Raw genomic sequence first — 25,815 nt, forward strand, 5'->3', positions numbered from 1 at the left:
GCTCCGGGTCATGCGTCGCCCGTCGTACCGCCCCTTGTTGTACCCACCAGTGCCCGTTTTGTCACATCTGGCAGCAGATGTCACCCAACGTCTTCACTTCATAAGCACGCAGTAACGGTCCGCCTGGCAGGCCAAAGGCGTACACTACCGGCCCTTAGCTTGAACGTCGAAATTCGTTCCGAATTCGCGCGGCTGTGACCCCTCGGATCCGTCGGATGCGGCGGATCCCCGGTCAGATCCGCTCGGGTACAGGATTCCCCGCCGCCTCCACCGCGCGCCGCACCGGCACTCGGGCGAGCAGCACGAAACCCAGTGCGAAGAAGACCACCAACGAGATGATCGCGTCCCGGTAGCTGCCCGTGACCTGGTACGTCAGCCCGAAAACCAGCGGCCCCACCCAGCTCAGCCCCCGGTCGCTCATCTCGTACGCCGAGAAGTACTCGGCCTCCTTGCCCGCCGGAACCAGGTGCGAGAACAGTGAGCGCGACAGCGCCTGGCTGCCGCCCAGCACCAGCCCGATCATCGCGGCGAGTGCGAAGAACCACACCGGGGTCCGGGCCGGCAGGAAGTATCCGGCGGCCAGCGTCACGCCCCAGGCCGCCAGCGATCCGAGAATCGTCCGCTTGGCGCCGTACCGGAGGGCCAGCCGGCCCATCCCCAGCGCACCCGCCACCGCGAGGACCTGGACGAGCAGGATCGCCCCGATGAGGGTGGACTGCTCCAGCTTCAGTTCCTCCGACCCGTAGATCGAGGCCTGGGAGATCACCGTCTGCACGCCGTCGTTGTAGATCAGGTACGCCAGCAGGAACGACAGGGTCAGCGGGTAGCGCCGCATGTCCTTCAGGGTGGCGATGAGCTGCTTCCAGCCGCTGACGGCCGGGGCGGCGCCCGGCTCCCGGACCACGGCCCGGTCCCGCAGTCTGCGCAGCGGGATCAGCGCGAAGGCGCCCCACCACAGGCCCGCGGAGGCCAGGCAGATCCTGATCGCCATGCCTTCGGTGAGACCGAAGGAGTCGTGACCCAGGTAGAGCGCCAGGTTCATCACGAGCATCAGCGAGCCCGAGGTGTATCCGAAGGCCCAGCCGCGCGAGGAGACCGTGTCCCGCTCGTCCGGCGTGGAGATCTGCGGCAGATAGGCGTTGTAGAGCACCATCGAGACCGACAGCGAGGCGTTCGCGACGATCAGGAGCAGTCCGCCCAGCAGGTAGCGCTCGCCCGCCAGGAAGAACATGCCGGCCGTCGCCGCGGCCCCGGTGTACGCGGCCACGGCCAGCAGCGGCTTCTTGCGGCCGGTCCGGTCGGCGACCGCCCCCGCCATCGGCATGAGCAGCACGGCCAGGATCACCGAGGCGGACACCGTGTAGGCGAAGAAGGAACCGGCCCGCACCGGGATGCCCAGCGGGTGCACGAACCCCTCGGCGTCCGCCGCGGCCTTGGCGATCGACGTGAGGTACGGCCCGAGGAACACGGTGAGCACGCTCGCCGAGTACACCGACACGGCGAAGTCGTAGAAGTACCACCCGCGCTGCTCGCGCTTGCGCGCTGCCGCTGCCGCAGCCGCAGCCGTTGCCGCGGCGCCGGCTCTGCCGTCCTCGGCCCCCGGTTCCGCGTCTTCCGTCGTCTGCGCACTCATTGGTGCCCCCTCGCTGGTCCCCGTACCGCCGCGGCCGCCGGCGCCGTGCGCGCAGCCGAACGGGCCGGTCAGGCCCAGGCTCCGCGCCGGTCCAGCACCGTGCGCAAGATGTCGATCCGGTCGGTCATGATGCCATCGACTCCCAGGTCCAGGAGAGCCTCCATGCGTTCCGGTTCGTTCACGGTCCACACGTGCACCTGGAGGCCCCGCTCGTGGGCCGTCCGCACGAACCTGCGGTCCACCACGCGGATGCCCGCCTGGGTCTCCGGCACCTGCGCCGCCACCGCGCCCGCGCGCAGCGCGGCGGGGATCGCGTACGACCGCAGCCGCAGCCCGAGCACCCCCGCCACCCCGAACGAGGTCGCCAGGCGGGGCCCGGCGATCTTCTGGGCCCGGGCGACCCGGCGCTCGGAGAAGGAGCCCACGCAGACCCGGTCCCAGACCCCGGTCCGCGCGATCAGGCCGACCAGCGGGTGCACGGCGGACTCGTCCTTGATGTCCACGTTCCACCGGGCGTCGGGGAACTCCTCCAGCAGGTCCTCGAAGAGCGCGAGGGGCTCGGTCCCGCCGGCCCGGACCTCGCGGATCCGGCTCCACGGCTGCTCCCGGATGCGTCCCCGTCCGTCGGTGACCCGGTCCAGGGTGGCGTCGTGGAAGGCGACCAGTTTCCCGTCGGCGCTGGCGTGCACATCGGTCTCGAAGTACCGGTAGCCCGCGGCGGCGGCCCGCCGGAAGGCGGCGGCGGTGTTCTCCAGCCCGTCCGCGGCCCCGCCGCGGTGCGCGAAGGGGATCGGACCCGGGTGGTCGAGATAGGGGTGGGTTGGGCGTACGTGCGTCACCGCGGCAGTATGCCCCCTGCTCCCGCCGGCGCGGGAGCGGACCGGTGGCCGCCCGGCGAACGGCGCGCCGGGGGCCTCCCTGTTTCGCGCGGAGTGCTCCGTGGCACCCTGGACCCCGCAGAACCGATCCAATGGCGGCCCCCGCGGGCCGGCAGGGGCCAATTCGACGAAGGTGGACCGGACGACATGGCGCAGTGGACCTCGGCCGTCGGTGCCGCACAGCTCGGCCGGCTCATCACCTCCCAGCAGGGCCGGACCGCCGCGCCCGGCGGGCGCAAGCTGCCCGCGTACCGCACGCTCGCCGACGGGGTCCGCCTGCTGGTCCTCGAAGGCCGCATCCCCGTGGCCGCCCGGCTCCCCGCCGAGCGGGAGCTGGCCGTCGCGCTCTCCGTCAGCCGAACCACCGTCGCCGCCGCCTACGAGGCCCTGCGCGGCGAGGGGTTCCTGGAATCCCGCCGGGGCGCGGGCAGCTGGACCTCGGTCCCCGCCGGCAACCCCATGCCGGCCCGCGGCCTGGAGCCGCTGCCCCCCGAGTCCCTCGGCTCGATGATCGACCTCGGCTGCGCCGCCCTCCCGGCCCCGGAGCCCTGGCTCACCAAGGCCGTCCAGGGCGCCCTGGAGGAGCTCCCGCCGTACGCCCACACCCACGGGGACTACCCGGCCGGCCTGCCCGCGCTGCGCCGCATGCTCGCCGACCGCTACACCGAGCGCGGCATCCCGACCATGCCCGAACAGATCATGGTCACCACGGGTGCGATGGGCGCCATCGACGCCATCTGCAGCCTCTTCGCGGGGCGCGGCGAGCGGATCGCCGTCGAATCCCCGTCCTACGCCAACATCCTCCAGCTCATGCGCGCCGCCGGGGTCCGCCTCGTGCCCGTCGCCATGGGGGAGGGGCTGACCGGCTGGGACATGGACGTCTGGCGCCAGGTGCTGCGCGACTCCGCCCCCCGCCTCGCCTACGTGGTCGCCGACTTCCACAATCCGACCGGGGCCCTGGCCTCCGACGAGCAGCGCCGCGCGATGGTCGAGGCGGCCCGTTCGGCCGGCACCGTCCTCGTCGCCGACGAGACCATGGTCGAGCTCCAGCTCGACCCGGCGATGGAGATGCCCCGCCCCGTCTGTTCCTTCGACCCGGCCGGCTCCACCGTCATCACGGTCGGCTCCGCCAGCAAGGCCTTCTGGGCCGGCATGCGCATCGGGTGGGTCCGCGCGGCCCCCGACGTCATCCGCAGCCTGGTGGCCGCCCGCGCCTACGCCGACCTCGGCACGCCCGTGCTGGAACAGCTCGCGGTGGACTGGCTGATGCGCACCGGAGGCTGGGCGCAGGCCGTGGAGATCCGCCGGGACCAGGCCCGCGAGAACCGGGACGCCCTGGTGGCGGCGGTCCGCCGGGAACTGCCGGACTGGGAGTTCCGGGTCCCGCTCGGCGGCCTGACCCTGTGGGCCCGCGCGGGCGGGCTCTCGGGTTCCCGGCTGGCCGAGGTGGGGGAGCGGGTGGGCGTACGAGTCCCTTCGGGGCCCCGGTTCGGTGTCGACGGGGCCTTCGAGGGGTACGTCAGGCTCCCCTTCACCGTCGGCGGTCCGGTGGCGGAGGAAGCAGCGGCCCGGCTGGCGGCCGCGGCCCGCCTGGTCGCCACCGGAGCGGGCGGCGGCGGTGCGGAGCCGCCGCGCACCTTCGTCGCGTAGGCCCGGGCAGGCCGCCGGCCGGGCCCGGGACCGGTCCTACGGGGCGTCCGCCGGGACCTCGGGGATCTCCGAGGCGTCGATCGCCGGGCCCTGCGCCTGGGCGGGCGGCTGGACGATGTGCAGCGGCTTGCCCAGGGTGACGTGGTCCGGGACGGGCTTGGGCGGCGCCTGCCGCTCGGGCAGCAGGTCCAGGACCGCCTGGCGGTGTCCCGGATGGGTCGCCTCGTCGTACGGGTCCGGCGTGGCCGGCACCTGGAGCCGGTGCACGGGACCGGCGCCGAGCCGGGCGTACCCGCGCCCCGGCGGCAGTACGGCCGTCGGCGTGGTGTGCGGCGGCAGCCCCAGCACGTCGGCGATCTGCTGGATCGTGGCGGCTCCGAGCACCACGCGGGCCCTGGTGTGCTGCCAGACGGAGTCGTTCAGCAGCTCCAGGTGGTCGAACTGCTCGGCCACCACCACGGTGACGTGCGCGGCGCGCCCGTGCCGCAGCGGCACCTGGAGCTGCGCGATCGGATCGGGGGCGCCCTCGGCGGCGGACAGGTGGGCCAGCACGCTGGGCCGGTCGAGCAGGATCCACAGCGGGCGGCGGGTGTCCTCGGGTGCGGGCCGGCCGGCTTCATGGGCCCGGTGGGTGGCGATCAGGCGCCGCTCGGTCTCGCGGGCGGCCCATTCCAGGGTGGCCAGTGCCCCGGTCGGCCCGCACTCCACGGCGAGGACGCCGGCGCGGCCGGAGAGACAGGAGTACTCGCCGGTGCCGCCGCCCTCCACGATCAGTACGTCGCCCCCGTGCCGCAGGGCCTGCAGGGCGACGGACCGCAGCAGCGTGGACGTGCCGCTGCCGGGCTGGCCCACGGCCAGCAGATGCGGCTCGGCGGAACGGGAGCCGGTGCGCCAGATGACCGGCGGCATGTCCCGGGGCTCGTCGCCGTCCAGGACGGGCAGGGTGCGCTGCACGCTGCCGCCGTCGGTGAAGCCGAGCACGGTCTCACCGGGGGAGGTGACGAAGGGCTGGGCGGCGATACCTGTCGGCAGCGCCGCCAGCACGCTCAGGTCGAGCTGGTTTCCCTCCTCGTCCCAGTCGAAGAGATACTCCCGTCCGCGCCCGGACTTGGCGTGCAGCAGTGCCTCGATCCGGGCCCTCGACGCGGCCTCGCCGTCGGTGAAGTAGGCCGGGTAGCGGATGTGGAGCCGGGTGACGCGGCCCGCCTCGTCGAACTCGTAGCCGCTGAAGGCCTTGTCCCACTCCCCGCCGTGGGCGAAGAGGGGGCTGGGGTCCTCCGGGATGGAGAAGTACGGCACGAGGGCTTCGTAGAGGGAGCCGAGCCGTTCGGTCTCGGCATCGCTGGGCCCGGTCTTCACCGGGGTGCGGTCGCGTCCCTGCCAGGCCGCCGCCGCCATGAGGGTGATCAGGGCGGTGAGCGGGCCGTAGGGGACGAGCGCGACCACGAGGACGCAGGCGGCCCCCAGGAACAGCGCGGGACCACGCTTGTCCTTGGGGGTGTCGCACCATTTGCGCCGTCCGGCCGAGGCCAGGACGCGCAGGCCCCGTCCGATGGTGAGGAGCGGATGGAGGACGTCCGTGGCGCTGTCGGCGGCCGTGCGAGCGAAGTCGCGGCCCCGAGTCAGCGACACGGTGCCGCTGCTGAGGATGCGGGGAAGTGGGCGCCGGGCCACGGGCGTCTCCTGGAGTTGTGGATGCTTCGGGGTGGGTGCCGGGGGCCGGGCGCTAGAGCTTGATCCCGCCGAGAAGGCTCGCGAGGCTCGCCGTGCTCGCCGTGATGCTGGGGGCGATGGCGGAGCCGGCGAGGAAGAAGCCGAAGAGGGCGCACACGAACGCGTGCGTCAGCTTCATGCCGTCCTTCTTGAAGAACAGGAAGCAGATGATGCCGAGCAGGACGACACCTGAGATGGACAGGACCATGAGTCAGTTCTCCTGGTGGGTGGGGACAGTCACCATCAGTTCTTCCAGGCTCACAGGAAGTATCAATGCGATAAAAGGTGCATATGGGTGAATCCAGCAATTTTTCACTTGACCGGCCCATCCCGGCTGGCGCGCCTGGCGGGATGGGGGCACGGGGGCCGCAGGGTGATCATTGCCTCGGCCCGCGCCGCTCATGTGCAGGTCCGGGCGCTACTCTGGCGCTTCACCCGTACGGACGCAGTACCGTGCGCAGCCCTGCCCGTGAAAGGCGGTACGACCGATGAGTGAGCACGTCGAGAGCGGCTCCCAGGACTCTCCGGACTCCCCGGACGTTCCCGACGAGGACGTCGTCGAGCTGGCCACCAAGATCTTCGACTTCGCCCGCCGCGGTGAGACCGAGACCCTCGCCGCGTACGTGGACGCGGGCGTCCCGGCGAACCTCACCAACGACCGCGGCGACACCCTCGTCATGCTCGCCGCCTACCACGGCCACGCCGACGCCGTCACGGCCCTGCTGGCCCGCGGAGCCGAGGCCGACCGCGCCAACGACCGGGGTCAGACCCCGCTCGCGGGTGCGGTCTTCAAGGGCGAGGAGGCCGTCATCCGCGCACTGCTCGCCGGGGGTGCCGACCCGAACGCCGGAACGCCCTCCGCCGTGGACACGGCCCGCATGTTCGCCAAGGCCGACCTGCTGGAACTTTTCGGAGCCAAGTAGTCCGCTTTTGCCGGTCCCCAGGCCGGTTCCAGGCCGGTCCAGACCTCACGGGTTGGTCACGGCGGCCTTAAATGTGGTCGCGGCGCACAAACCGCCTGGGTCATCATGGCGTCGGATTCGATTCGCGGACAGGGCGGACGGGCAGGAGCGGGCAGGACACAACGGGTGTCCGGCCCCTGCTCCTGCCGGGGGACCGCCGCCCTGGCCGAGGACACCGACGAGAGTGAGAAGGCAATGGTCTACATCGAGCGGAACCAGACGGCGGACGTCCTCACATGCTGTTACGCGGCCCTGTGAATTCCGATTCCCGGTTGCGTCCCCAGCTTGATTTGAGGCCATTCCCATGTTCGAACCAGTCATAGCGCCGAGCGGTACCCTGCTCGGTCTCCTCCAGCGCGGCCGCGGCGACGGCACGCTGCACGCACTCGCGGCACCCAGGGCCGAGGCCCTCGCGGCGCTCAACCACTGCGTGGCCGGCGATCCGCGCCAGGACTGGCAGGTCGAGAACCGCTCCCTGTACTACGCACGCCTGTACCTGGACCTCGACGGCCCCCTGGGCGAGATCGAGGCCCACCTCTTCAGCGTCGACGACCTCGTCGACGAGGACGACCACCGCACGGGCCTCGCCCTGTCCGTCCTGGGCCACCTGGCCTCGTACGGCCGTGACGACGCGCTCATGCTGCTGCGCCGGTACGCCGCCACGGGCGCCAACTGGGCCTGGGCCCTCGACGAACTCGCCCTGCGCGACGACGACGAGGGGCTGCGCTCACTGGCCACCCCCGTCCTGGCCCGGTTCCCCGCCACCGCCGAGGGCGAGGCGCGGCTCGCCGCCGCCGTCCGTGACGCCTACGAGCCCAGGCCCTGGTGCCTGTGGGAAGAGGACCCCGGAGCCCCCGAATACGCCGCACGGCTGCGCGCCGCCCGCCAGCAGGGCTCCTTCGACCGCTGGCAGCGCCAGCTCACCCCGCGCGGCCCCCAGCCGGGCTGGGGCGTCCAGGCCGTCTTCGACTGGGCCGCCGACGGACTGCGCCGGGGCACCCCCCTGCACGTCCCGGCAGCCCGCTGCCTCGCCGCCGTGGCCACCCCCGAGGACCGCTCCGCGATCCTGGCGGCCGCCGCCGGTGCGTCCGGAGAGGCCGCCCGCGCCACCGCGCTGCACCACCTGGTCCTCGCCGAGCCGGAGAACCCGGCCGTACTGGACCTCATCGAAGCCGCCGGCGACGAGCCGGCCGTAGCCGCCTACGAGCGCATGTGCGGCCCCGCCGCCGTCGAGCGGGCCCGACGCTGGGTCCAGCGACCCGACGCCCTCGGAACGGCCGCGGGGACCCTCCTGGCCGCCCGGGGCGGAGCCGAGGACGCGACCCTGGTCCTCGGGGCCCTGCGCTCCACCGTCCGCGGCTCGGGCCCGGACTCGACGCCGCTGTTCACCCTGGTCGACGGAGCGGGCCGGCTCCGCATCGGCTGCGCGGCGCCGGTACTGCGCCACATCTACCGCGAGACCTCCTCCTCCCACCTGCGCGGCCGCGCCGCGCGGGCCCTGGCGGCGACCGACCCCTCCTTCGCCGCGGGCTTCGCCGTCGAGTGCCTCTGGGACTGCGAGGAGACCACCCGGGAGGTGGCCGCCCGCCATGCGGAGACGGCCGACGCCCGGGTCGCCCCGCGCCTGCGCCGCCTGGCGGCTGACCCGGCTGAGGAAGAGGACGTCCAGTCGGCGGTACGGAGCAGGATCGCTCCGGAGTCGGCCGTGTAGCCGTGTAGCCGCGCACCCCCGCGGAACGCAGCGCGCCCCCGGTCCGAGGAACGGACCGGGGGCGCGCTGTCGGCTGCCGACCGTCGGGCTACGGCTTGCGCGGAGAGCTCGGCGTCGGGCCCGCCGTGGCGGATCCGCCCGTCCGGGCCTCCTTCTCCCGCTCCTCCGGCGCGACCCGCTGCTTGTCCTTGAGCACCGCGGCCTCCTTCGGGCTCAGGGTCCGCTCGGGGGCCTTGGCCGGGTCGGCGTAGACGGGCACGCAGGACGGCACCTTCGACGTCTCGACGGCGCCGAAGCCGATCGGGTGGACGTCCGAGGCGTCCACGGGCGTGCTCACCACCAGTGTGTGGCCCGGCGGCACCGTCTCCGGGGTGATCATCATCTGTGCGGACTCGTCCTGGGCGCCCGCGAACTCGCCCCCGCCCTCCCCGGGCGTGAGCCCCTGCGGGTAAGCCACGCTCGCCGGGCACTGCTCCGACGGTTTGCGCGGCACCACCGCCACCGTGATCCCCAGCTCCCGCAGCTCGCGGACCGTCCCGTCGAGCCCGTCCGGGTGGTAGATGTGCACCGAGATGGTGCCGTCGTCGTTTCGGGACACGGCGTACGCGGGCGACGTACCCCCGCCGTCGCCGAGCACGGGCAGGGCCACCAGACCCGCGACCGCCGCCGCCACCGCGCCGAGGGCGATCGGGATCCGGTAGCGCCGGGCGGTCGACCGGACAGGGGCGGCGACGGGGGGCCGGTCCGCGGCGATGGCCATGAGCTCGGCCTTGAGCCGCTCCTCGAACGCGTTGGGCCTGCTGCTCATCGGACTACCTCCAGGTGCGGTTCCGGGGTGGGAAGCGGGGCGGACCCGGTGGCGCGAAGGGCGCGCCGGGCACGGTGCAGCCGGACGCGGACCGTCGTCGTGGTGACCCCCAGGGCCTGGGCCGCCTCCGCCGGCGTGAGGCCGTCGACGACGACCAGGTCGAGCGCCGCGCGCAGCGGCTCGGACAGGGCGGCGTGCCGCTCGGCGACGGCCCGGAAGGCCCGCTCCGCGTCGATCCGTTCCTCCAGCGCGGCCACGTCCTCCTCGTCGAGGAGCCGGCGGCCGCTGAGCCGGGCCAGGGCGCCGCTCTCCCGGGCCAGGCCACGGGCGTGGCCCGACAGGACGTTGCGGGCTATGCCGAACAGCCAGGCGACCGGGACCCCCCGGTCCGGCCGGTAGCCGCCCGCCGACCCCATCGCCGCGAGGAAGACGTCCGCCGTCAGGTCCGCCGCCACGTGCGGATCGCAGACCCGGCGGGTGACGAAGCCGAGGACGGCGTCGACGTGTTCCTCGTAGAACCTGCCGAACCCCTCGGGCGTGGTGAGATCCGGAGGCCCGGCCTCCCGTGATGGGTTGCGCACCCGTTTCCTCCCCGGTGTGCGGGGCCCCTGCGGCCCCGTTCACCCGTACTTGGCACCTGCCGCGCGAAGCGTTTCACCGCCCCCGCACGGCGGGTGCTCAGCGGCTGCGCACGAACCGCACGGGCACCCCCGGCCGGGCCTGGGCCGCCGCGTCGAGCGCGGGGCCCGGCGGGACGACGCCGACGACCGGATAGCCGCCGGTGACCGGATGGTCGGCCAGGAAGACCACCGGCTGCCCGTCCGGCGGAACCTGAACCGCACCGAGCACCATCCCCTCGCTCGGCAGCTCCCCGCCCCGGGCCCGGACCAGCGGCGGCCCCTCCGTGCGCAGCCCGATGCGGTTCGAAGCGGCCGAGACCCGGTACGCCGCCCGCAGCAGCCGCCCCGTCACCGACTCCGCCGTGAACCAGTCGGCCCGCGGCCCCAGGCGCAGCGGCAGCACCAGCTCCGTGGGCGGGCCCGGCACCGCCGGAGCGTCCGCCCCGGCCACCGGATCCGGACCGGGCGCGCCCACCGGCAGCAGTGCCCCCGCCGACAGGACCGGCGGGCCCAGGCCCGACAGCAGATCCGTCGAGCGACTGCCCAGCACCGGCCCGACCGCGAACCCTCCCCGCACCGCGACGTAGCCGCGCAGGCCCGACTCCGCCCGGCCCACCTCCAGCTCCGCCCCGGCGCGCAGCAGGACCGGGGCTCCCCAGGCCGCCGCGCGCCCGTCGACCCGTACCGCACAGGGCGCCCCGGTCACCGCCAGGGTCACCGGGCCGCCCACCGCCCGCAGACCCACGCCGTCCAGGGTCGTCTCCAGCACCGCCGCCCCCGGCGGGTTGCCCAGCAGCCGGTTCGCCAGCCCGTGCGCCCCCGCGTCGAGTGCCCCCGAACGGGGGACGCCGAGGTGGGCGTACCCGGGCCGGCCCAGGTCCTGGACGGTGGTCAGGGCGCCCGCCCGTACGACCTCCAGGGCCCTCACGGCGCAGCCTCCGCCTCGGCGAACCGCACCCGTACCCCCGGCGCGAACAGCGCGGCCGGCTCGCGCGCCGGATCCCACAGCACCGCCTCGGTGGACCCGATCAGCTGCCAGCCGCCGGGGGAGGAGCGCGGGTAGACCCCCGCGTACTCGCCCGCCAGGGCCAGCGAGCCCGCCGGCACCGCCGTACGGGGCGTCGCGCGCCGGGGCAGGTGGAGGCGGGCGGGCAGGCCCGTCAGGTAGCCGAAGCCCGGGGCGAACCCGCAGAAGGCCACCCGGAAGGTGATCGCGCCGACGATGCCGGGCACCTCCCCGGGGGACACCTCCCACAGCGCGGCCACCTCCGCGAGGTCCGGGCCGTCGTAGCGCACCGAGACCGTCACCGGGGGCGGCCCGTCGGCCGGCGTCAGGGGGGCGACCCGCCAGCGGGCGATCCGGTCCGCGAGGGCGCACGGCTCCCGCACCCCGTCCAGCAGGACCGTCCGGGCCGCCGGCACGATGTCCCGTACGCCGTCCAGCTCGCCCGCGTCCCGGCGTCGCAGCAGCTCCGCGTGGAGCGCGGCCACCTCCTCGGCGGAATCCACCTCCAGCAGCAGCGCCGCGGCCCCGGCCTCCAGCACCCTCACGCGAAGGCCTCCACCCGGACCCCGGCGCCGCCGAGCGCCCCGCGGACGCGCAGGGCCAGCTCCGCCGCCCCGGGGGTGTCACCGTGCAGGCACAGGGAGCGGGCGGCCACCGGGATCCGGGAGCCGTCGGCGGCCGTCACCTCGTGCCCGGCGGCCATGTCCACCGCACGGGCCACCACCGCGTCCGGGTCGTGCACCACGGCGCCCGGCTCACCGCGCGGAACGAGGGTGCCCGCGGGGGTGTAGGCGCGGTCGGCGAAGGCCTCCGGGACGGCCGCCAGCCCGGCCCGCCCGGCGGCGTCGAGCAGCAGGGAACCGGGCAGCCCGAGCACCGGGAGCCCGCCGGGACCGGCCGCGAGCAGCACCCCGGCCACGACGGCACCGGCCTGGCCGGAGTCGTGCACGGTGCGGTTGTAGAGGGCCCCGTGCGGTTTCACGTACGACACCCGGGAACCGGCCGCCCGCGCGAAGACCTCCAGCGCCCCGATCTGGTAGGCCACCTCGTCGGCCAGCTCACCGGCCGGCACGTCCATGGAGCGGCGGCCGAAGCCCGCCAGGTCCCGGTACGACACCTGCGCGCCGATCCGCACCCCGCGCGCGGCCGCCAGCTCGCAGACGCGGCGCATGATGGACGGGTCGCCGGCGTGGAAGCCGCAGGCGACGTTGGCGCTCGTCACGACGGACAGCAGGGCCTCGTCGTCGGTCAGCGTCCACCGCCCGAAGCCTTCGCCGAGGTCGGCGTTGAGATCGATCACTGGGCCGGCCGCCGGGGTTTCCGGCGTGATCATGGAAGCCATGCGGTGAGCCTAGAACAGGGCGCGGACCGGGGTGCGGGCCGCGCTCGCGCCGACGGCGGGAGGATCGGGCGAACCATCCCGTTTGGGATGTTGTCAGGGTCAGCGCCTAGTCTTTGCCCGTGACTCTCCCTGCCCCGGCGAAGACCCTTCCCTCCCCGGCGCCGGGCCCGGCCGCCGACGAGGGCCTGGCCCGGCGGCTGCGCGCGCTCGCCTGCACCGCCCCGCTGCACGACCTCGACGTGCGCAAGGCCAATCTGGCCGGCGAGTACGGGGTCTACGCGATGGCGGAGGTCGCGCTCGCCGCGATCGACCTGGTCACGCTCAACATGGACTTCGACACCGGGGCCGACCACGAGCAGATAGTGGCCCGCCTGCTGCCGAGGGTCGCCGCCCAGGCGCCGGCCCGTCCGGCGGCCGAGCACGAGCGGGTGGCCCGCTGGGTGCTGGAGAACCTGATCAACGTCGGCAGCGTCGACCGCGGATTCCGCGCGATCTACGGCACGTTCGGCCCGGACGGGGTGTACGTCCGCCGCGACTACGACTTCAAGCTCATCGAGGAAGTCCCGGGCTACGGCGGCGCGGTGTACCTGCGCACCACGGACGAGGCCGTCAACGTCCTGGTCGGCGCCCTCGACACGGACGTCACCAGCGCGCAGATCGCCGCCGAGGTCAAGCTGGAGGTCCTGATCAGCCGGGGCCGGCTCGCCGACGCCCAGCTCGCCGCCGAACAGGCGCGCTACCGTACCGTCCAGTACGCCGAAACCCTGCGCCGCACGCTCGACGCGACCCGGCGCAACGTACGGGCCGTGGACTGGCTGGTGACCGTCCCCGACATGATCGCGGAGGCCCTGGACCACGTCGCCGACCGCTACCGGCACGAGAACGCGATCCTGACCAACATCCGCAAGGCCCGCGACGAAGCCGAAGAACCGGACAACAAGCGTCGCGCGGCCGAGCTCGTCGACATCGTCAAGGACTGCATCCGCCGCCACACCCAGCTCCAGTCCCGGTTGCTCGACGCCGGACCGCTCTTCCGCGCCGAACAGGACCGCCAGGCATTCGCCGCCCCCGCGCCGCGCTCCGGCATCGACCTCTACGGGCAGCTCGTGGCCCCGACGCTGCCGCTCCCGGTCGCCCAGGCCATCCGGGTCACGGACGCCTTCTTCGCGTCGGGCGCGGGCCTGCGCACCCCCGTCTCGGTCCGCGTCGCGGACCTGGTGGAGATCCTCCTCACCCCGCCGGTGGAGCGTGAGCACCTGGGTCTGGAAATGCCGGAGCCCGACCTGATCGCGACCCCGGACGACAGCCGCTTCAGCGAGGAGCAGCTCGCCGCCGCGATGGCACTCCTCGAACTCCCGCACGACGCCCCGCGCCGCCTGTCCGGCCTCCTCGCCGAAGCCCGCCGCTCCGACCCCGATCTGCCCTACCTGGTGGCCCTGCTGGCCGTCCACGCGGCGAGCCCGGCGGTGGGCACCGCGTACCGCCAGGGCGAGGAACGCCTCCTCTTCGCGGTCGACGACGGCACGGAACTCGAAGACCCCGAATTCGGCGGCGCGGACCTCATCGTCGGCACCGCCCTCCTGGACGCGGCAGCCATGACGGCGGACCGCACGGAGGCGGCATGACCTTGCCCTGGCCCTGGCCGGGCGATGGACCGGGCCCCTGCGAAGCCGTCCGCCGCGAAGCCGTCCGCCGCGGAGAGGCCCGCTACGGAGTGGCCCCGTGCGGGGTGGCCCCGTGTGGAGCGGCTCCCCGCGGCGCGGCTCTCTGTGGTGCCGCTCGCCGCGGTGCGGGCCGCACAAGCGCGCACCGCTACGGCGCCACGCCCGGCGGTTCCGTCGCCCGGCGCGCCGGCGGTACGGTTCCGCCCGGCCGGGGCCGGGGCGTTGCCCGGGTGGCCCGCCGCGCGGCCGCGGTCGTCGTCGACAGCACCCCTGAGGCCCGTCGCCCCGGGCCCGACGGGGCCCCGGGCACGAACCTCGGCCACCCGGGGGCGTGGGGGCCCGCCCCTGCTTCCGGGAAGGGGCGGGGTGGGGGAAGACTCCTTGCTGCCGGGCCTGCCGGGCCTGCCGGGCCTGCCGAAGCCGGCTCGGCGCACGCCGGCCCGGACACCGCCCGTGCCCGCAACACCCGCACGCACACCCGTACCACCGAGGAGATCCACCCGTGAGCGACCACCACGCCGAGCAGCACCCCGCGTGGAGCGAGCCCGACACGCACGCAGCCCCGGCTCCGGTCCAGGCGACCGCCCCGGCTCAGCCCCCGCAGGGTGCCCTCACCCCCGCTGACGCCGCCGACGCGGCCCGCCTCGTCGCGTTCGGGCTCCAGCCCAAACTGCTGCCCGCCCGCGACGCCGAGTACGCCGAACTGCTGCGCCGCTACCGCGAGGACCCGGCCTTCGCCCGGCTCGCCGACGCCGTCGCCACCGGCCTCGGACTCGTCGTCCTGGAGGTGTCCTCCCGCGCCGGCATGGCCGTGGCCGCCGGTGAAGACTCCGTCTTCGCCGTCCGCATGGGCGACTACGCCCGCCGCGCCACCGCCGACTCCGCGGACCGCTTCCTGCACGGCCTCGCCCACCTCGCCGTGGCGGCCCTGGCCTTCCCCCGCCCCGAGGACCTCGCCGACGACGGCTACATCGGCCGGATCACCGTCAACGGCGTGGACGCCTTCGTCCGGCAGACCTGCCGCCGCCTGGAGGAGCGCGCGGAGGAACTCGGCGAGAACACCGACCCCGCCTCCGACGCCCCCGGCCTGGAGGCCGCCTGGCGGGTCTACGCCCGCCGCAGCGCGACCGGCGCCACCAAGGACGCCCGCCGGCTGGCCGGTTCCACCACCGGCATCGTCGGCAAGGCGGCCGCCTTCCTCACCGACTCCGGCTTCCTCCAGCGCACCGGGGACGAGGCCGGAGGCACGTACCGCACCACCCCGCGCTACCAGCTCCAGGTCCGCGACATGGCGGGCAGCGCGGCCATGGCCGAGCTCCTCGACCTCGGTGTGGTCCCCGTCAGCGACGGGTCCGCCAGCCTGCTGCCGCCGCCCGAGGGCGACGACCTCGACCTCGCCGCCGACGCGGGCCTGCCCTTCCACGCCTGAGCCGCCCCACCAGCCCGGGCCCCCGCGACGCCCGCCCGCCACCCGTCCCCGTACGACCTACGAAAGACCACGAGAGTCCGCCGCCATGTACGAGCTGTCCCGGATCCGCCTCTACTCCATCGGGCCCGCCGGCGCACGCTACGCCGACACCGTGCTCGACCTGCGCGGAGTCGGCGCACCGGTGCCCCATCCGGCGCCCACCCAGGCGGAGTTCTTCGAGGACGAGCCCACCGGCCCGCCGCGCCGCCCCGCGCCCGCCGGCGTGCTCTTCCTCGAGAACGGCGGCGGCAAGTCCGTCCTGCTCAAGCTGATCTTCTCGGTGATGCTGCCCGGCCACCGCAACACCCTGGGCGGCGCCAGCTCCGGCGTCCTGCGCAAGTTCCTGCTGGCCGACGACTGCGGCCACGTGGCGCTGGAATGGCAGCACACCCAGACCGGCGAGTGCGTGGTCGTCGGCAAGGTCAGCGAATGGCGCGGCCGCCAAGTCTCCAACGACCCGCGCAAGTTCGCCGAGGCCTGGTACTCCTTCCGCCCCGGACCGGGCCTCAGCCTGGACAACCTCCCGGTGGCCGAGGCCACTTCGGTGCGCCCGCCCGTGGAAGGCGCCTCCGGCGCCCAGGGACGGCGCCGCACCATGAAGGGCTTCCGTGACGCCCTGACCGAAGCCGGCAAGGCGTACCCGCACCTCGAGGTGTACTTCGAGGAGATCCACGACCGCTGGAACGAGCACCTCACCGAAGTCGGCCTCGACCCCGAACTCTTCCGCTACCAGCGCGAGATGAACGCCGACGAGGGCGAGGCCGCCGGCCTCTTCGCGGTCAAGAAGGACTCCGACTTCACCGACCTGCTGCTGCGCGCCGTCACCGACACCCGGGACACGGACGGCCTCGCCGACCTCGTCCACGGCTTCGGCAACAAACTCGGCCGCCGCGCCGAGCTGATGGCCGAACGGGAGTTCACCGCGGGCTCCGTGGACCTCCTCACCAAGATCGTCGAGGCCGCCGCCGCCCGCTCCCGGCTCCGCGACGTCCACGCCGGCGCCGAACGCCGTACGCGCACCCTCGCCCGGCGCCTGTCCGCCCGCGCCGGCGAGGAGCGCGGCCGCGCCGCCGACCTCGCGCAGCGGGTCACCGGCGCCGCCCACCAGGTCACCGCCGCCGAGTCCGCGCGCGCCCGCAGCGCCGCCGTCTCGGCCGAACTGGCCTACCGGCACGCCTCGCTGGCCCTGACCGTCGCCGACAAGGCCGCCGCCGCGCAGCGCCGCGAACTCCTCGAAGCCCGCACCCTGCACTCCGCCTGGCAGGCCGCCGAGCACGTCCTGCGCCACCGCTCCGCCGCCGACCGCTCCGCCCGGGTCGCCGCCGCGATCCTGGAAGCCGAGCGGGACGCCGCCCCGGCGCTCGCCGCCCGTGCCACCGCCGCCACCGAGCTCGTACGGGCCCTGCACGCCGCCGCCGAACAGGGCGAGCGGGCCGCCAACGAGGAAGAGGAGCGCTCCGCCGTCCTCCAGGAGACCGGCGAGTCCTCCCACCGCGCGGCCACCGCCGCGGCCACGGCCGCCCAGCGGGCCCGCAGCGAGGCCGAGCACCTGCGCGCCCGCCTCGCGGAGGTCCAGCAGGAGACCGCCGAGGCCGTCCGGTCCGGCTGGCTCGACGACTCCGCACCCGACGCCGACCCGGCGCGCGCCGCACTGGCCGCCGCCGACGCGGAGAAGACGGCCGTGGCCGCCTGGGACGAGTCCCGCGAGGCCTCCCGCGCGGCCGCCGAGGCCGCTCGCGAGGCCGCCGCGGCGGAATCCCGCGCGGAACTCACCGCCGCCCGCGCGGCCGACGCCGCCGACGCGGCCGAAGCGGCCCACGACGCCGAGCACCGGGCCGCCGCGTCCCTCGCCGGAGCCCCGCGCCTGGCCGCCCTCCTGGGCCTCCCGGACGCCCCGGGAACGACCGGGGCGGGTGATGCGCCCCGGGGCGCCGCCGGGACCCCGGCACCCGGCCGCACGGGCGCCGAGACGCCTTCCGCACCCGGCCGACCGGGCGCCGACGCGGCCCCCGCCGCCGGGCTCACGGTCGCCGACCTCGACCGGGGCGCCGACGAACTGCACGAACTGCTGACCCGCGGAGTCGCGACCGCCGAACGCCAGCTCTTCGACCTGCGCACCGCCGCCGCCGACGACTCCCGCATCCTCGGCGCCCTCGGCGACGGAGGCCTGCTGCCGCCCGGCCCCGACGTCCTCGCCACCGTCGAGTTCCTCGGCGAACACGGCATCCCGGCCCTCCCCGGCTGGCGCTACCTCGCCCAGTCCGTGGACCCGGCCGACCATGCCGCCGTCCTCGCCGCCCGCCCCGAACTCGTCGACGGCGTCGTCATCACCGACCCCGACACCCACTCCCGGGCCCGCGAGGTCCTCTCCGGCGCCGCCCTGCTGCCCCGCTCCACCGTGGCCGTCGGCACCGCCGCGGCCCTGCTGGCGCCCGTTCCCCCGGCCGGCGACGCCGACGGGTCCGGCATCCACGGCATTTTCATCGTGACGCCGAACCCGGCCATGCACGACGAGCACGCCGCCGACGAGGAGCGCCAGGCGCTGCGCGCCCGCGCCACCGCCCGCGACACCGAGATCCGCGAGCTCGCCGCCCGCCTGTCCGGCGACCGCGAACTCGCGGCCCGGCTGCTTTCCTGGCGCACCGGCTGCCCGCCCGGCCGCCTCACCGAGCTCGCGGAGCAGGCAGCCGCCGCCCGCGGCTTCGCCGAGGAGACCGACGCCGAGCTCGCGGAGGCCCGTACCGTGCGCGCCGAGGCCGACGAGGCCGCCGCCGACGCCGCCCGCGTCCGCGACGAGCGTCAGGACACCGCCCAGCGCGCCCGCCGTGTCGCGGACGCCCTCGCCGGTCTCGCCTACCGGCTGCGCGAGCGCGCCGGCTGGCAGGCCAAGCTGCGCGAACTCGCCGACGACGCCGCCGAGTCCGAAGCCCGCGCCGAGGTCTGCCTCGACCGGGCCCGGTCCGCCGACGAGGACCGCCGCGCCGCCCAGCGAGCCGCCGACGACGCCCGCCGCACCGCCCGCGCCCTGCGCGCCGAGCGCGCCGAGATCGCCGGAGCCCCCGATCCGCTGCCCGAGGACGACGGCACGGCCAAGGCGCCGCTCCCGGCCCTCCGCGAGGCCTACCGCGCCGCCTCCCAGCTCTACGAGAAGGTCGGCGTCGGCGCCGACCTGCGCTCCGAACAGGCCCGCGCCGAGAGCGACGAGTCGGTGGCCCTCGCCGAACTCGACCGCCTCACCAACAAGGTCCGTACCCGCGCGGCCCAGCTCCTGGAAGGCACCGACGGAGCCGACGGCCCCTCCCGGCAGGCCGCGGCCGCCCGCGCCGAAGCCCTCGTGCAGATGCTGGAGACCCGCGCCTCCACCGCGAGCGAGCAGCTCGGCCGGCTGCGCGGCGAGGCCGAACGCCACGCCCCCGCCGAGGGCGGGGCACACACCGAGCTGCCCGAGGAGCTGATCCCCGACAACGTCGAGGAGGCCCAGGCCCGCCTCCGCACCGCCACCGGCCAACTGGCCGCCCACACCGCCGCCGTGGAGTCCGCCCGCGCGGCCCACGCCGACCTGCTGCGCGCCCACCGCGCGGCCGAGGAGGGCACGGGCGGCTTCGAGGAGACCGCGGCCATGCTCCGGGACCTCCTGCGGGACCACACCCACCAGGAGGACGAGCAGGAGCCGGTGGCCCACCCGGGCAGCCTGGAGGAGGCCCGCCAGTCGGCCACCGAGGCCCGCCGTTCGCTACGGGCCTGCGCCGCCGACCTGTCGGCCGCCGAGGCCGCGGTCCGCGAGGCGAGCGACATCCTGGTCCGGCACGCCAACGCCAACCGCTACGAGCAGGTACGCACCCCCGCGCGCCAGCAGATCCGCGAACTGCCGGCCTCCGCCCTGCCCGAGCACGCCGCGGCCTGGGCCGTGGCCTTCGCCCCCCGGCTGCGCGTCCTCACCGACGAGCTGGCGCAGCTGGAGCGCAACCGGGACAGCATCGTGGACCGGCTGCGCGGCCTCGTGGAGTCGGCCCTGGCCACCCTTCGCTCCGCCCAGCGGCTCTCCCAGCTCCCCGAGGGCCTGGGGGAGTGGTCGGGCCAGGAGTTCCTGCGCATCCGCTTCGAGGAGCCCGACCAGGCCACCCTCACCGAGCGGCTCGGCGAGGTCATCGACGAGGCGACCCGCGCCGCCGTGAAGAAGAACAGCACCGCCTCCTTCGGCGAGGGCCGCCGCGACGGCATGTCGCTGCTCCTGCACGGCGTCCAGGCGGCCCTGGAACCCAAGGGCATCGCGGTGGAGATCCTCAAGCCCGACGCGGTGCTGCGCGCCGAGCGGGTCCCGGTCGGCCAGATGGGCGACGTGTTCTCCGGCGGCCAGCTCCTCACCGCCGCGATCGCCCTGTACTGCACGATGGCGGCACTGCGCAGCAACGACCGGGGCCGCGACAAGCACCGGCACGCGGGCACGCTCTTCCTCGACAACCCGATCGGGCGCGCGAACGCCACGTACCTGCTGGAACTCCAGCGGGCCGTCTCGGACGCGCTCGGCGTCCAGCTGCTCTACACCACGGGCCTGTTCGACACCACGGCGCTGGCCGAGTTCCCGCTGGTCATCCGGCTGCGCAACGACGCCGACCTGCGCGCGGGGCTCAAGTACATCAGCGTCGAGGAACACCTGCGCCCGGGCCTGCCCCAGCAATTCACGGACGGGGAGACGATCCACGGCGAGATCACGGCGACCCGCATGTACCGGCGAAGCTGAACCACTCCGCGCGCCGCTCGCACGGCCCGGCCCCGGCGGGCCACCCCGGCTTCGCACCGCTGCACCGGACTCCGTCCGGCGGGTCCGGGGAGCCGGGACCGAGCGGGCTCCGTCTCAGCCCGGCCCGGTGCGCGTCGGAGGCGGCCAGATGCCGGTCGCCTCGCCGTGCGCCGGTACGCGGGGCGGCAGGGGAGGCGCCGAGCGGGCCTCCCTGCGCGCCGTGCGGCGCTCGCGCCGCCGGCTCCGCGCCGTACTGCTGGGCTCCGAGAGCACCCCGTGGCGCTGGTTCCAGGTCTGCCGGGTGATCAGCACGTCGAGCACGCCCCACGTGGCCACGACCACCCCCGCTATCGCGCACAGCGAGAGCGGAAGCGCCAGCCAGGAGCCCGTGACCGTCAGGAAGAAGGAGACCGTCGCGTCCGTCAGCGTCACGGCCACGATCAGCACCGCCCGCACGGCGGACGTCCGCACCGGGTCCGGCATGCGCCTGCGCCCCGCCGGCTGGTCCACCCACAGGGTCCGCCCCCGCTGCGCACCGGTGCCGCCGTCCTCGCCGTCCGTGCCGTCCGCGCTGCCCTCGTAGCTTGCGTACTTCCTCGCCATGGTCGGCTCCCTCCCCTCCACGCGGCCGCTCATGCCCGCCCCGAACAGGTAGACGCACGAACGGGCCGATAGATTCCCGGATCCCGGACGCACCGGGAGCCCCGAAGTATCGCGGAACGAAGAATTCCAGCCATCCATTCCGCTACGGGAACCGAGGCCCCACCAAGTGTCATCTGCCACATATCGGGCCGCACTTCACGGGAACTATCGGACAACTCGTGATCTTCGTCCAGGGGTCAGGCCGAAAACGTCCGGACAGGCCTTCGAAGGTTCGCCGTGGCAGTAGTAGGCTCACGCCGTTTAAATGACGGAACACCAACCCCCGGTAACGGGGTTGAGCTGGGGAGGCTGGGGAGGCCATGCGCTTTCGCGGGAAGTCCATCCGCCGGAAGATCGTGGCGTTGCTCCTTGTGCCGCTCGTCTCCCTGACCGCCCTCTGGGGCTTCGCAACGGTGATCACCGGCCGGCAGGCCGTCCAACTCCTCGGTGTCGCCTACGTCATCGACAAGGTCGGCTACCCCGTGGAGGACGTCGTCCGCGTCATCCAGAAGGAGCGCCGCCAGACCCTCGTGGTCATCGGCGACCCGCGCGCCGCCGTCGCCAACACCGAGCTGCTCCTGAGCCGTGCGGCCACCGACGAGGCGATCGAGAAGATCTCAGCCGACGCCAAGGACCCCGAGGTCGCCGACGAACTCGACCCGGCCTCCCTGCGGCACCTGAGCTCCGTCCTCGAAGCGTTCCGCAGCATCGAAGCCCTGCGCAGTGCGGTGGACGGGGGCTCCCTCGACACCAACCAGGCGCTGGAGCTCTACAACCGGCTCGTGGACCCCTGCTACGACTTCCTCATGAACCTCCACGCGCTCCAGGACGTGGAGATGGACAAGCAGGGCCGCGCCCTCGTCGGCATCACCCGTGCCCGCGAGACGCTTTCTCGCGAGGACGCCCTGATCGCCGGGGCCCTGGCAGCCCGCAACGTCAGCCAGGCGGACATCCGGCACGCCTCCGACTTCGTGGCCAATCGCAAGCTGCTCTACGAGTTCAACCTCGCGATCCTCCCGGCCTCCGACCGGGAGCAGTTCGAGCAGTACTGGAACAACCCGGAGAGCCGTTCCCTGCGCGAGGCAGAGGAACGATTCCTCGTCCAGGGTCCGACCCACAGCCCGCGCAACGTGACCGCCTCCCAGTGGGACTCCGCCGCCGGCAAGGTGCTCGAAGACCTCGCCGTCATGGGCACCGCCGCGGGCGACCGCTACCAAAAGCGCGTCGAACCCGTGGCCATGGACGTCCTGGTGCAGGCCGCCCTCGCCGGGGTGCTCGGGTTCATCGCCCTCATCGTCTCCCTCGTCCTGTCGATGCGCATCGGCCGCGGACTGATCCGCGACCTGTCCCGGCTCCGCAAGGAGGCCCACGAGGTCTCCGGCATCCGCCTGCCCGGCGTGATGCGCCGCCTCGCCGCGGGCGAGCACGTGGACGTGGAGACCGAAGCCCCCCGCCTGGAGTACGAGAAGGACGAGGTCGGCCAGGTCGGCCAGGCCCTCAACACCCTCCAGCGCGCGGCCATCGAGGCCGCCGTCAAGCAGGCCGAACTGCGCCGCGGGGTCTCCGAGGTCTTCGTCAACCTGGCCCGCCGCAACCAGGTGCTGCTGCACCGCCAGCTCACCCTGCTCGACACCATGGAGCGGCGCACCGAGGACACCGAGGAGCTCGCCGACCTCTTCCGCCTCGACCACATGACCACCCGCATGCGCCGCCACGCCGAGGGCCTGGTGATCCTCTCCGGAGCCGCGCCCTCCCGCCAGTGGCGCAAGCCCATCCAGCTGATGGACGTCGTACGGGCGGCCGTCGCCGAGGTGGAGGACTACGAGCGCATCGAGGTACGCCGGCTGCCGCGCCTGGGCATCGGCGGCCCGGCCGTGGCCGACGTCACCCACCTCATCGCCGAACTCCTCGAGAACGCCACCGTCTTCTCCCCGCCGCACACGGCGGTCCAGGTCCTGGGCGAGCGCGTGGCCAACGGTTTCACCCTGGAGATCCACGACCGCGGCCTCGGCATGACCCCCGAGGCGCTCTTCGACGCGAACCTCCGGCTCAGCGAGACCTCCGAGTTCGAACTCTCCGACACCGACCGGCTCGGTCTGTTCGTCGTCAGCCGGCTCGCACACCGCCACGAGGTCAAGGTCCGCCTCCAGATCAGCCCCTACGGAGGCACCACCGCGGTGGTCTTCCTCCCGGTGGCGCTGCTGACGGAAGCTCCCGAGACCAACGGCACCGGCATCCGGCTGGCCGGCGGCAAGGCGCCCGGCGGACCGGTGGCCGCCTCCCGCCAGAGGGCCGTCGCCGAGAGTGGCGCCGCGGGCCGCCGGCTCCCGGCCGGCGCCGAGCGAGGCCCCGTCGAGCTGGAGGCCCCGATCGGCATGCTGGAGCTGGACGAGCCCGTCCCGGCCCCTGAGGGGGCCCCCACCGGCCTCGCGGGCCCCGCCGGAGCCACCGGGCTCACCGGGGTCTCCGGAGCCAAGGGCAGGCCCGCCATGGCCACGCTCGACGACGAAACCCCGCCGAACGGCATCTCGCGCAACTCCCTCCTCGGCCTGCGCCCGCCCGGCCGCCCGCACACGGACCGGCACACCGACCACGGCGGTCCCCGCAAGGGCGACCGCGGCGCCGACCGCATGGGCGAGCGGGCCGCGGACGGCTCCGGCGACCGCACGGGCCTCTGGAAGGGCGACCGGTCCACCGACGCCCCTGCCGAGCGGGGCGGCGCCCGGCTCACGGACCGCGACGCGGGCCGGGACGGCCTGCGCGACCGCGACCGGAGTCACGACCGTGACCGCCGTGACCGCCGTGACCACCGCGAGCGGGAGCCCCTGCCGCCCACCGGCCCGGTCCGCCTGGAGCCGGCGCGCGCGGACTCCGCCCGCCCCGACGGTGCCCGCTCGCCCGGTGCCGTACCGCTCCCGCGCCGCCGCCCGGCCCCGACCCTGGTGGCCGAGCACGGCCGCCGCGTGGAGCCCCGCCCCGTCTCCGCGGTCCCGGACCCCGCGCGGGAGGCGCCCGTCCCGAACGGCACGGCGCACCCCGCGGCCGCGCCCGCCGGGGCGACCCTGCCCCGCCGGATCCGCCAGGCCAGCCTCGCGCCCCAGCTCAAGGACGCCCCGGCCCCGGCCCCCGCCGAAGCCGCCGCGGACCCGGGGGCCGACCGCGACGCCGAGGACGTACGCCGGCGCATGTCCTCGCTCCAGCGCGGCTGGACCGCGGGTCGCGACCACCACGCGCGGCAGCAGGCAACTCGGACAGAGCAGGCAGAGCGGACAGAGCAGGCGCCCGACCAGACGCAGCAAGCACGGCGCCCCGCACCACACCAGTCCGTGACCGAGGCCGGCACCCCTGCCGCCACCGGTCCCGGAAGCGAGAACGAAGGGGACGGTCGATGACCGCACCGCAGTCCGGCAACGACACCAGGGGCCGCGGCTCCGGCCCGCTCAACTGGCTCCTCGACGAGCTCGTCGACCGGGTCGCCAGCATCCGCAAGGCCGTGGTCCTCTCCGGCGACGGCCTGCCCACCGGAAGCTCCAAGGACCTCACCCGGGAGGACAGCGAGCACCTGGCCGCGGTGGCCTCCGGGTTCCACAGCCTCGCCAAGGGCGTCGGCCGCCACTTCGACTCCGGCAGGGTCCGCCAGACCGTGGTGGAGCTGGACGAGGCGTTCCTCTTCGTCATGGCGGCCGGCGACGGCAGCTGCCTGGCCGTGCTCGCCGACGCCGACTCCGATGTCGGCCAGGTGGCGTACGAGATGACCCTCATGGTCAAGCGGGTCGGTGACCACCTGGCGACCGCCCCGCGCACCGGGCTGCCAGCCGGAGGGTGAGACGGACGGCATGAGCGACCCAGGCCAGGACCACCCCGCCCACACTCCCGCCACCGCCTCGGACGCCGCCTCCGACGGCGCTCGCGGCCAGTGGTTCGACGACGACGCGGGTCCGGTGGTCCGTCCGTACGCGATGACCCGCGGCCGGACCAGCCATGCCGGACAGCACCGACTCGATCTGATCGCGCTGGTGGTCGCGGAGTCCGCGGCCGCCGACCCGGTCTGGGACACGACCCTGTCCCCGGAACACGCGGACATCCTCGGGCTCTGCCTGCTACGCCCGCAGTCCGTCGCGGAACTCGCGGCCGAGCTCGACCTCGCGGTCGGGGTCGTACGCGTCCTGATCGGCGACCTGGTCGACGACGAACTGGTGCACGTGACCCGGCCGGTCCCCCCGGCCGAACTGCCCGACGAATCCATACTGCGTGAGGTGATCGATGGCCTTCGGGCGCTCTAGCCGCACCGGCGCCATGCATGCCGTGACGCCGGTCGAGCCGCTGACCCTGAAAATCCTGGTCGCGGGCGGTTTCGGGGTGGGTAAGACCACCCTGGTCAGTGCGGTGAGCGAGATCAGGCCGCTCCGGACGGAGGAACGCCTCTCCGAGCCGGGCCGCGCCATCGACGACACCGGGGGAGTGGAGGGCAAGAACACCACCACGGTGGCCATGGACTTCGGGCGCATCACCCTGCGCGAGGACCTGGTGCTGTACCTGTTCGGCACGCCCGGACAGAACCGCTTCTGGTTCCTGTGGGACGAGCTGGCCCAGGGCTCGCTCGGAGCCGTCGTCCTCGCGGACACCCGGCGGCTCTCCGACTGCTTCGCCGCCATCGACTACTTCGAACGGCGCGAGATCCCCTTCGTGGTCGCGGTGAACTGCTTCGACGGAGCCGAGCAGTACCCCGTGGTGGCCGTACGGGAAGCCCTGGACCTCACCCCCGAGGTACCGGTGCTGCTGTGCGACGCACGGGACCGGGAGTCGGTGAAGGACGTCCTGGTGGGGGTCGTGGAGCACGCGATGACGCTGGCCAGGGCCCGCCGCCAGGGCCTGGCGGCGCCCTAGGTGTGTTGTCCGGACAGGTTGGTGCCGCGGCTGGCGGGTGTTTGGCCTTGGATGCCGGTGTGGGGTCGGTGGTAGTTGTACCAGTGCAGC

General features: G+C 74.6%; 20 protein-coding genes. 10 read left to right on the forward strand and 10 right to left on the reverse strand.

Features of this window, described 5'->3' with window-relative positions:
* Positions 1-232: 232 nt before the first annotated feature.
* Positions 233-1,633 (reverse strand): MFS transporter, encoded by a 1,401-nt coding sequence (locus ACFYM0_RS09395; protein ID WP_388498450.1) that lies wholly within the window; start codon positions 1,631-1,633, stop codon positions 233-235.
* Positions 1,634-1,701: 68 nt separating this feature from the next.
* Complete coding sequence (locus ACFYM0_RS09400; protein WP_388498452.1) at positions 1,702-2,472, reverse strand: glycerophosphodiester phosphodiesterase; 771 nt, start codon at positions 2,470-2,472, stop codon at positions 1,702-1,704.
* Positions 2,473-2,658: 186 nt separating this feature from the next.
* On the opposite strand from ACFYM0_RS09400, the gene ACFYM0_RS09405 reads away from it, so the two are divergent.
* Positions 2,659-4,161, forward strand: a complete 1,503-nt coding sequence (locus ACFYM0_RS09405) for a PLP-dependent aminotransferase family protein (RefSeq protein ID WP_266910602.1) — start codon at positions 2,659-2,661, stop codon at positions 4,159-4,161.
* Between the two features lie 36 nt (positions 4,162-4,197).
* On the opposite strand, the gene ACFYM0_RS09410 is transcribed toward ACFYM0_RS09405, so the two are convergent.
* Both ACFYM0_RS09410 and ACFYM0_RS09415 read right to left on the reverse strand, forming a co-directional pair.
* Entirely contained in the window at positions 4,198-5,835 is a 1,638-nt protein-coding gene (locus ACFYM0_RS09410) for a hypothetical protein (protein ID WP_388498455.1), read from the reverse strand.
* 52 nt (positions 5,836-5,887) lie between these two features.
* Positions 5,888-6,082, reverse strand: a complete 195-nt coding sequence (locus ACFYM0_RS09415) for a hypothetical protein (protein WP_007262923.1) — start codon at positions 6,080-6,082, stop codon at positions 5,888-5,890.
* Positions 6,083-6,362: 280 nt separating this feature from the next.
* Between ACFYM0_RS09415 and ACFYM0_RS09420 the strand changes: the two genes are divergently transcribed.
* Both ACFYM0_RS09420 and ACFYM0_RS09425 read left to right on the forward strand, forming a co-directional pair.
* On the forward strand, positions 6,363-6,797 hold the full coding sequence (locus ACFYM0_RS09420) for an ankyrin repeat domain-containing protein (RefSeq protein WP_388498456.1): 435 nt from the start codon (positions 6,363-6,365) through the stop codon (positions 6,795-6,797).
* A 343-nt stretch (positions 6,798-7,140) separates the two neighbouring features.
* A complete protein-coding gene (locus tag ACFYM0_RS09425; RefSeq protein ID WP_388498458.1) occupies positions 7,141-8,547 on the forward strand; it encodes a HEAT repeat domain-containing protein in 1,407 nt (468 codons plus the stop codon).
* 88 nt (positions 8,548-8,635) lie between these two features.
* Here the strand turns inward: ACFYM0_RS09425 and ACFYM0_RS09430 are convergent, their stop codons facing one another.
* The 5 genes from ACFYM0_RS09430 to ACFYM0_RS09450 all read right to left on the reverse strand — a co-directional run bounded on the left by ACFYM0_RS09430 (position 8,636) and on the right by ACFYM0_RS09450 (position 12,323).
* Positions 8,636-9,355: a hypothetical protein gene (locus ACFYM0_RS09430; protein WP_388498460.1), complete on the reverse strand. Its 720-nt coding sequence runs from the start codon at positions 9,353-9,355 to the stop codon at positions 8,636-8,638.
* On the reverse strand, positions 9,352-9,936 hold the full coding sequence (locus ACFYM0_RS09435) for an RNA polymerase sigma factor (RefSeq protein ID WP_388498462.1): 585 nt from the start codon (positions 9,934-9,936) through the stop codon (positions 9,352-9,354). Before ACFYM0_RS09435 ends, ACFYM0_RS09430 begins: the two co-directional genes overlap by 4 nt.
* A 97-nt stretch (positions 9,937-10,033) precedes the next feature.
* On the reverse strand, positions 10,034-10,903 hold the full coding sequence (locus tag ACFYM0_RS09440; protein WP_388498464.1) for a biotin-dependent carboxyltransferase family protein: 870 nt from the start codon (positions 10,901-10,903) through the stop codon (positions 10,034-10,036).
* On the reverse strand, positions 10,900-11,526 hold the full coding sequence (locus tag ACFYM0_RS09445; protein WP_388498465.1) for an allophanate hydrolase subunit 1: 627 nt from the start codon (positions 11,524-11,526) through the stop codon (positions 10,900-10,902). Before ACFYM0_RS09445 ends, ACFYM0_RS09440 begins: the two co-directional genes overlap by 4 nt.
* Positions 11,523-12,323 (reverse strand): LamB/YcsF family protein, encoded by an 801-nt coding sequence (locus tag ACFYM0_RS09450; protein ID WP_388498466.1) that lies wholly within the window; start codon positions 12,321-12,323, stop codon positions 11,523-11,525. The genes ACFYM0_RS09445 and ACFYM0_RS09450 overlap by 4 nt, the downstream gene beginning before the upstream one ends.
* 119 nt (positions 12,324-12,442) lie before the next feature.
* On the opposite strand from ACFYM0_RS09450, the gene ACFYM0_RS09455 reads away from it, so the two are divergent.
* The 3 genes from ACFYM0_RS09455 (at position 12,443) to ACFYM0_RS09465 (ending at position 20,196) form a co-directional block, all read left to right on the forward strand.
* Positions 12,443-13,948, forward strand: coding sequence for a hypothetical protein (locus ACFYM0_RS09455; RefSeq protein WP_388498468.1), 1,506 nt, complete (start codon positions 12,443-12,445; stop codon positions 13,946-13,948).
* A gap of 541 nt (positions 13,949-14,489) precedes the next feature.
* Positions 14,490-15,416: a hypothetical protein gene (locus tag ACFYM0_RS09460; protein ID WP_388498469.1), complete on the forward strand. Its 927-nt coding sequence runs from the start codon at positions 14,490-14,492 to the stop codon at positions 15,414-15,416.
* Positions 15,417-15,501: 85 nt separating this feature from the next.
* Positions 15,502-20,196 carry a hypothetical protein gene (locus tag ACFYM0_RS09465; RefSeq protein WP_388498472.1) on the forward strand — a complete coding sequence of 1,565 codons (4,695 nt, stop codon included), beginning with the start codon at positions 15,502-15,504 and terminating at the stop codon, positions 20,194-20,196.
* Positions 20,197-20,310: 114 nt separating this feature from the next.
* Here ACFYM0_RS09465 and ACFYM0_RS09470 read toward each other — a convergent pair whose 3' ends face one another.
* Positions 20,311-20,799, reverse strand: a complete 489-nt coding sequence (locus tag ACFYM0_RS09470) for a hypothetical protein (RefSeq protein WP_388498474.1) — start codon at positions 20,797-20,799, stop codon at positions 20,311-20,313.
* A 359-nt stretch (positions 20,800-21,158) separates the two neighbouring features.
* Between ACFYM0_RS09470 and ACFYM0_RS09475 the strand changes: the two genes are divergently transcribed.
* The 4 genes from ACFYM0_RS09475 to ACFYM0_RS09490 are packed head-to-tail and all read left to right on the forward strand — an operon-like array spanning position 21,159 to position 25,725.
* Positions 21,159-24,230 (forward strand): nitrate- and nitrite sensing domain-containing protein, encoded by a 3,072-nt coding sequence (locus tag ACFYM0_RS09475; protein WP_388498477.1) that lies wholly within the window; start codon positions 21,159-21,161, stop codon positions 24,228-24,230.
* A complete protein-coding gene (locus tag ACFYM0_RS09480) occupies positions 24,227-24,664 on the forward strand; it encodes a roadblock/LC7 domain-containing protein (protein WP_243341589.1) in 438 nt (145 codons plus the stop codon). The genes ACFYM0_RS09475 and ACFYM0_RS09480 overlap by 4 nt, the downstream gene beginning before the upstream one ends.
* 10 nt (positions 24,665-24,674) lie before the next feature.
* Positions 24,675-25,121 (forward strand): DUF742 domain-containing protein, encoded by a 447-nt coding sequence (locus ACFYM0_RS09485; RefSeq protein ID WP_388498479.1) that lies wholly within the window; start codon positions 24,675-24,677, stop codon positions 25,119-25,121.
* Positions 25,102-25,725: an ATP/GTP-binding protein gene (locus ACFYM0_RS09490; protein ID WP_388498481.1), complete on the forward strand. Its 624-nt coding sequence runs from the start codon at positions 25,102-25,104 to the stop codon at positions 25,723-25,725. The genes ACFYM0_RS09485 and ACFYM0_RS09490 overlap by 20 nt, the downstream gene beginning before the upstream one ends.
* The last annotated feature ends 90 nt before the right edge of the window (positions 25,726-25,815 follow it).

This window comes from Streptomyces sp. NPDC006487, assembly GCF_042870555.1.
In the GTDB taxonomy this organism is placed as follows: Bacteria; Actinomycetota; Actinomycetes; order Streptomycetales; family Streptomycetaceae; genus Streptomyces.

Excerpts from the sequence above, each read along its gene's own strand:
- ACFYM0_RS09395 (WP_388498450.1), bottom strand. The coding sequence starts at position 1,633 with ATGAGTGCGCAGACGACGGAAGACGCGGAACCGGGGGCCGAGGACGGC.
- ACFYM0_RS09405 (WP_266910602.1), top strand. The coding sequence starts at position 2,659 with ATGGCGCAGTGGACCTCGGCCGTCGGTGCCGCACAGCTCGGCCGGCTC.
- ACFYM0_RS09415 (WP_007262923.1), bottom strand. The coding sequence starts at position 6,082 with ATGGTCCTGTCCATCTCAGGTGTCGTCCTGCTCGGCATCATCTGCTTC.
- ACFYM0_RS09420 (WP_388498456.1), top strand. The coding sequence starts at position 6,363 with ATGAGTGAGCACGTCGAGAGCGGCTCCCAGGACTCTCCGGACTCCCCG.
- ACFYM0_RS09425 (WP_388498458.1), top strand. The coding sequence starts at position 7,141 with ATGTTCGAACCAGTCATAGCGCCGAGCGGTACCCTGCTCGGTCTCCTC.
- ACFYM0_RS09430 (WP_388498460.1), bottom strand. The coding sequence starts at position 9,355 with ATGAGCAGCAGGCCCAACGCGTTCGAGGAGCGGCTCAAGGCCGAGCTC.
- ACFYM0_RS09450 (WP_388498466.1), bottom strand. The coding sequence starts at position 12,323 with ATGGCTTCCATGATCACGCCGGAAACCCCGGCGGCCGGCCCAGTGATC.
- ACFYM0_RS09465 (WP_388498472.1), top strand. The coding sequence starts at position 15,502 with ATGTACGAGCTGTCCCGGATCCGCCTCTACTCCATCGGGCCCGCCGGC.
- ACFYM0_RS09470 (WP_388498474.1), bottom strand. The coding sequence starts at position 20,799 with ATGGCGAGGAAGTACGCAAGCTACGAGGGCAGCGCGGACGGCACGGAC.
- ACFYM0_RS09475 (WP_388498477.1), top strand. The coding sequence starts at position 21,159 with ATGCGCTTTCGCGGGAAGTCCATCCGCCGGAAGATCGTGGCGTTGCTC.
- ACFYM0_RS09480 (WP_243341589.1), top strand. The coding sequence starts at position 24,227 with ATGACCGCACCGCAGTCCGGCAACGACACCAGGGGCCGCGGCTCCGGC.
- ACFYM0_RS09485 (WP_388498479.1), top strand. The coding sequence starts at position 24,675 with ATGAGCGACCCAGGCCAGGACCACCCCGCCCACACTCCCGCCACCGCC.
- ACFYM0_RS09490 (WP_388498481.1), top strand. The coding sequence starts at position 25,102 with ATGGCCTTCGGGCGCTCTAGCCGCACCGGCGCCATGCATGCCGTGACG.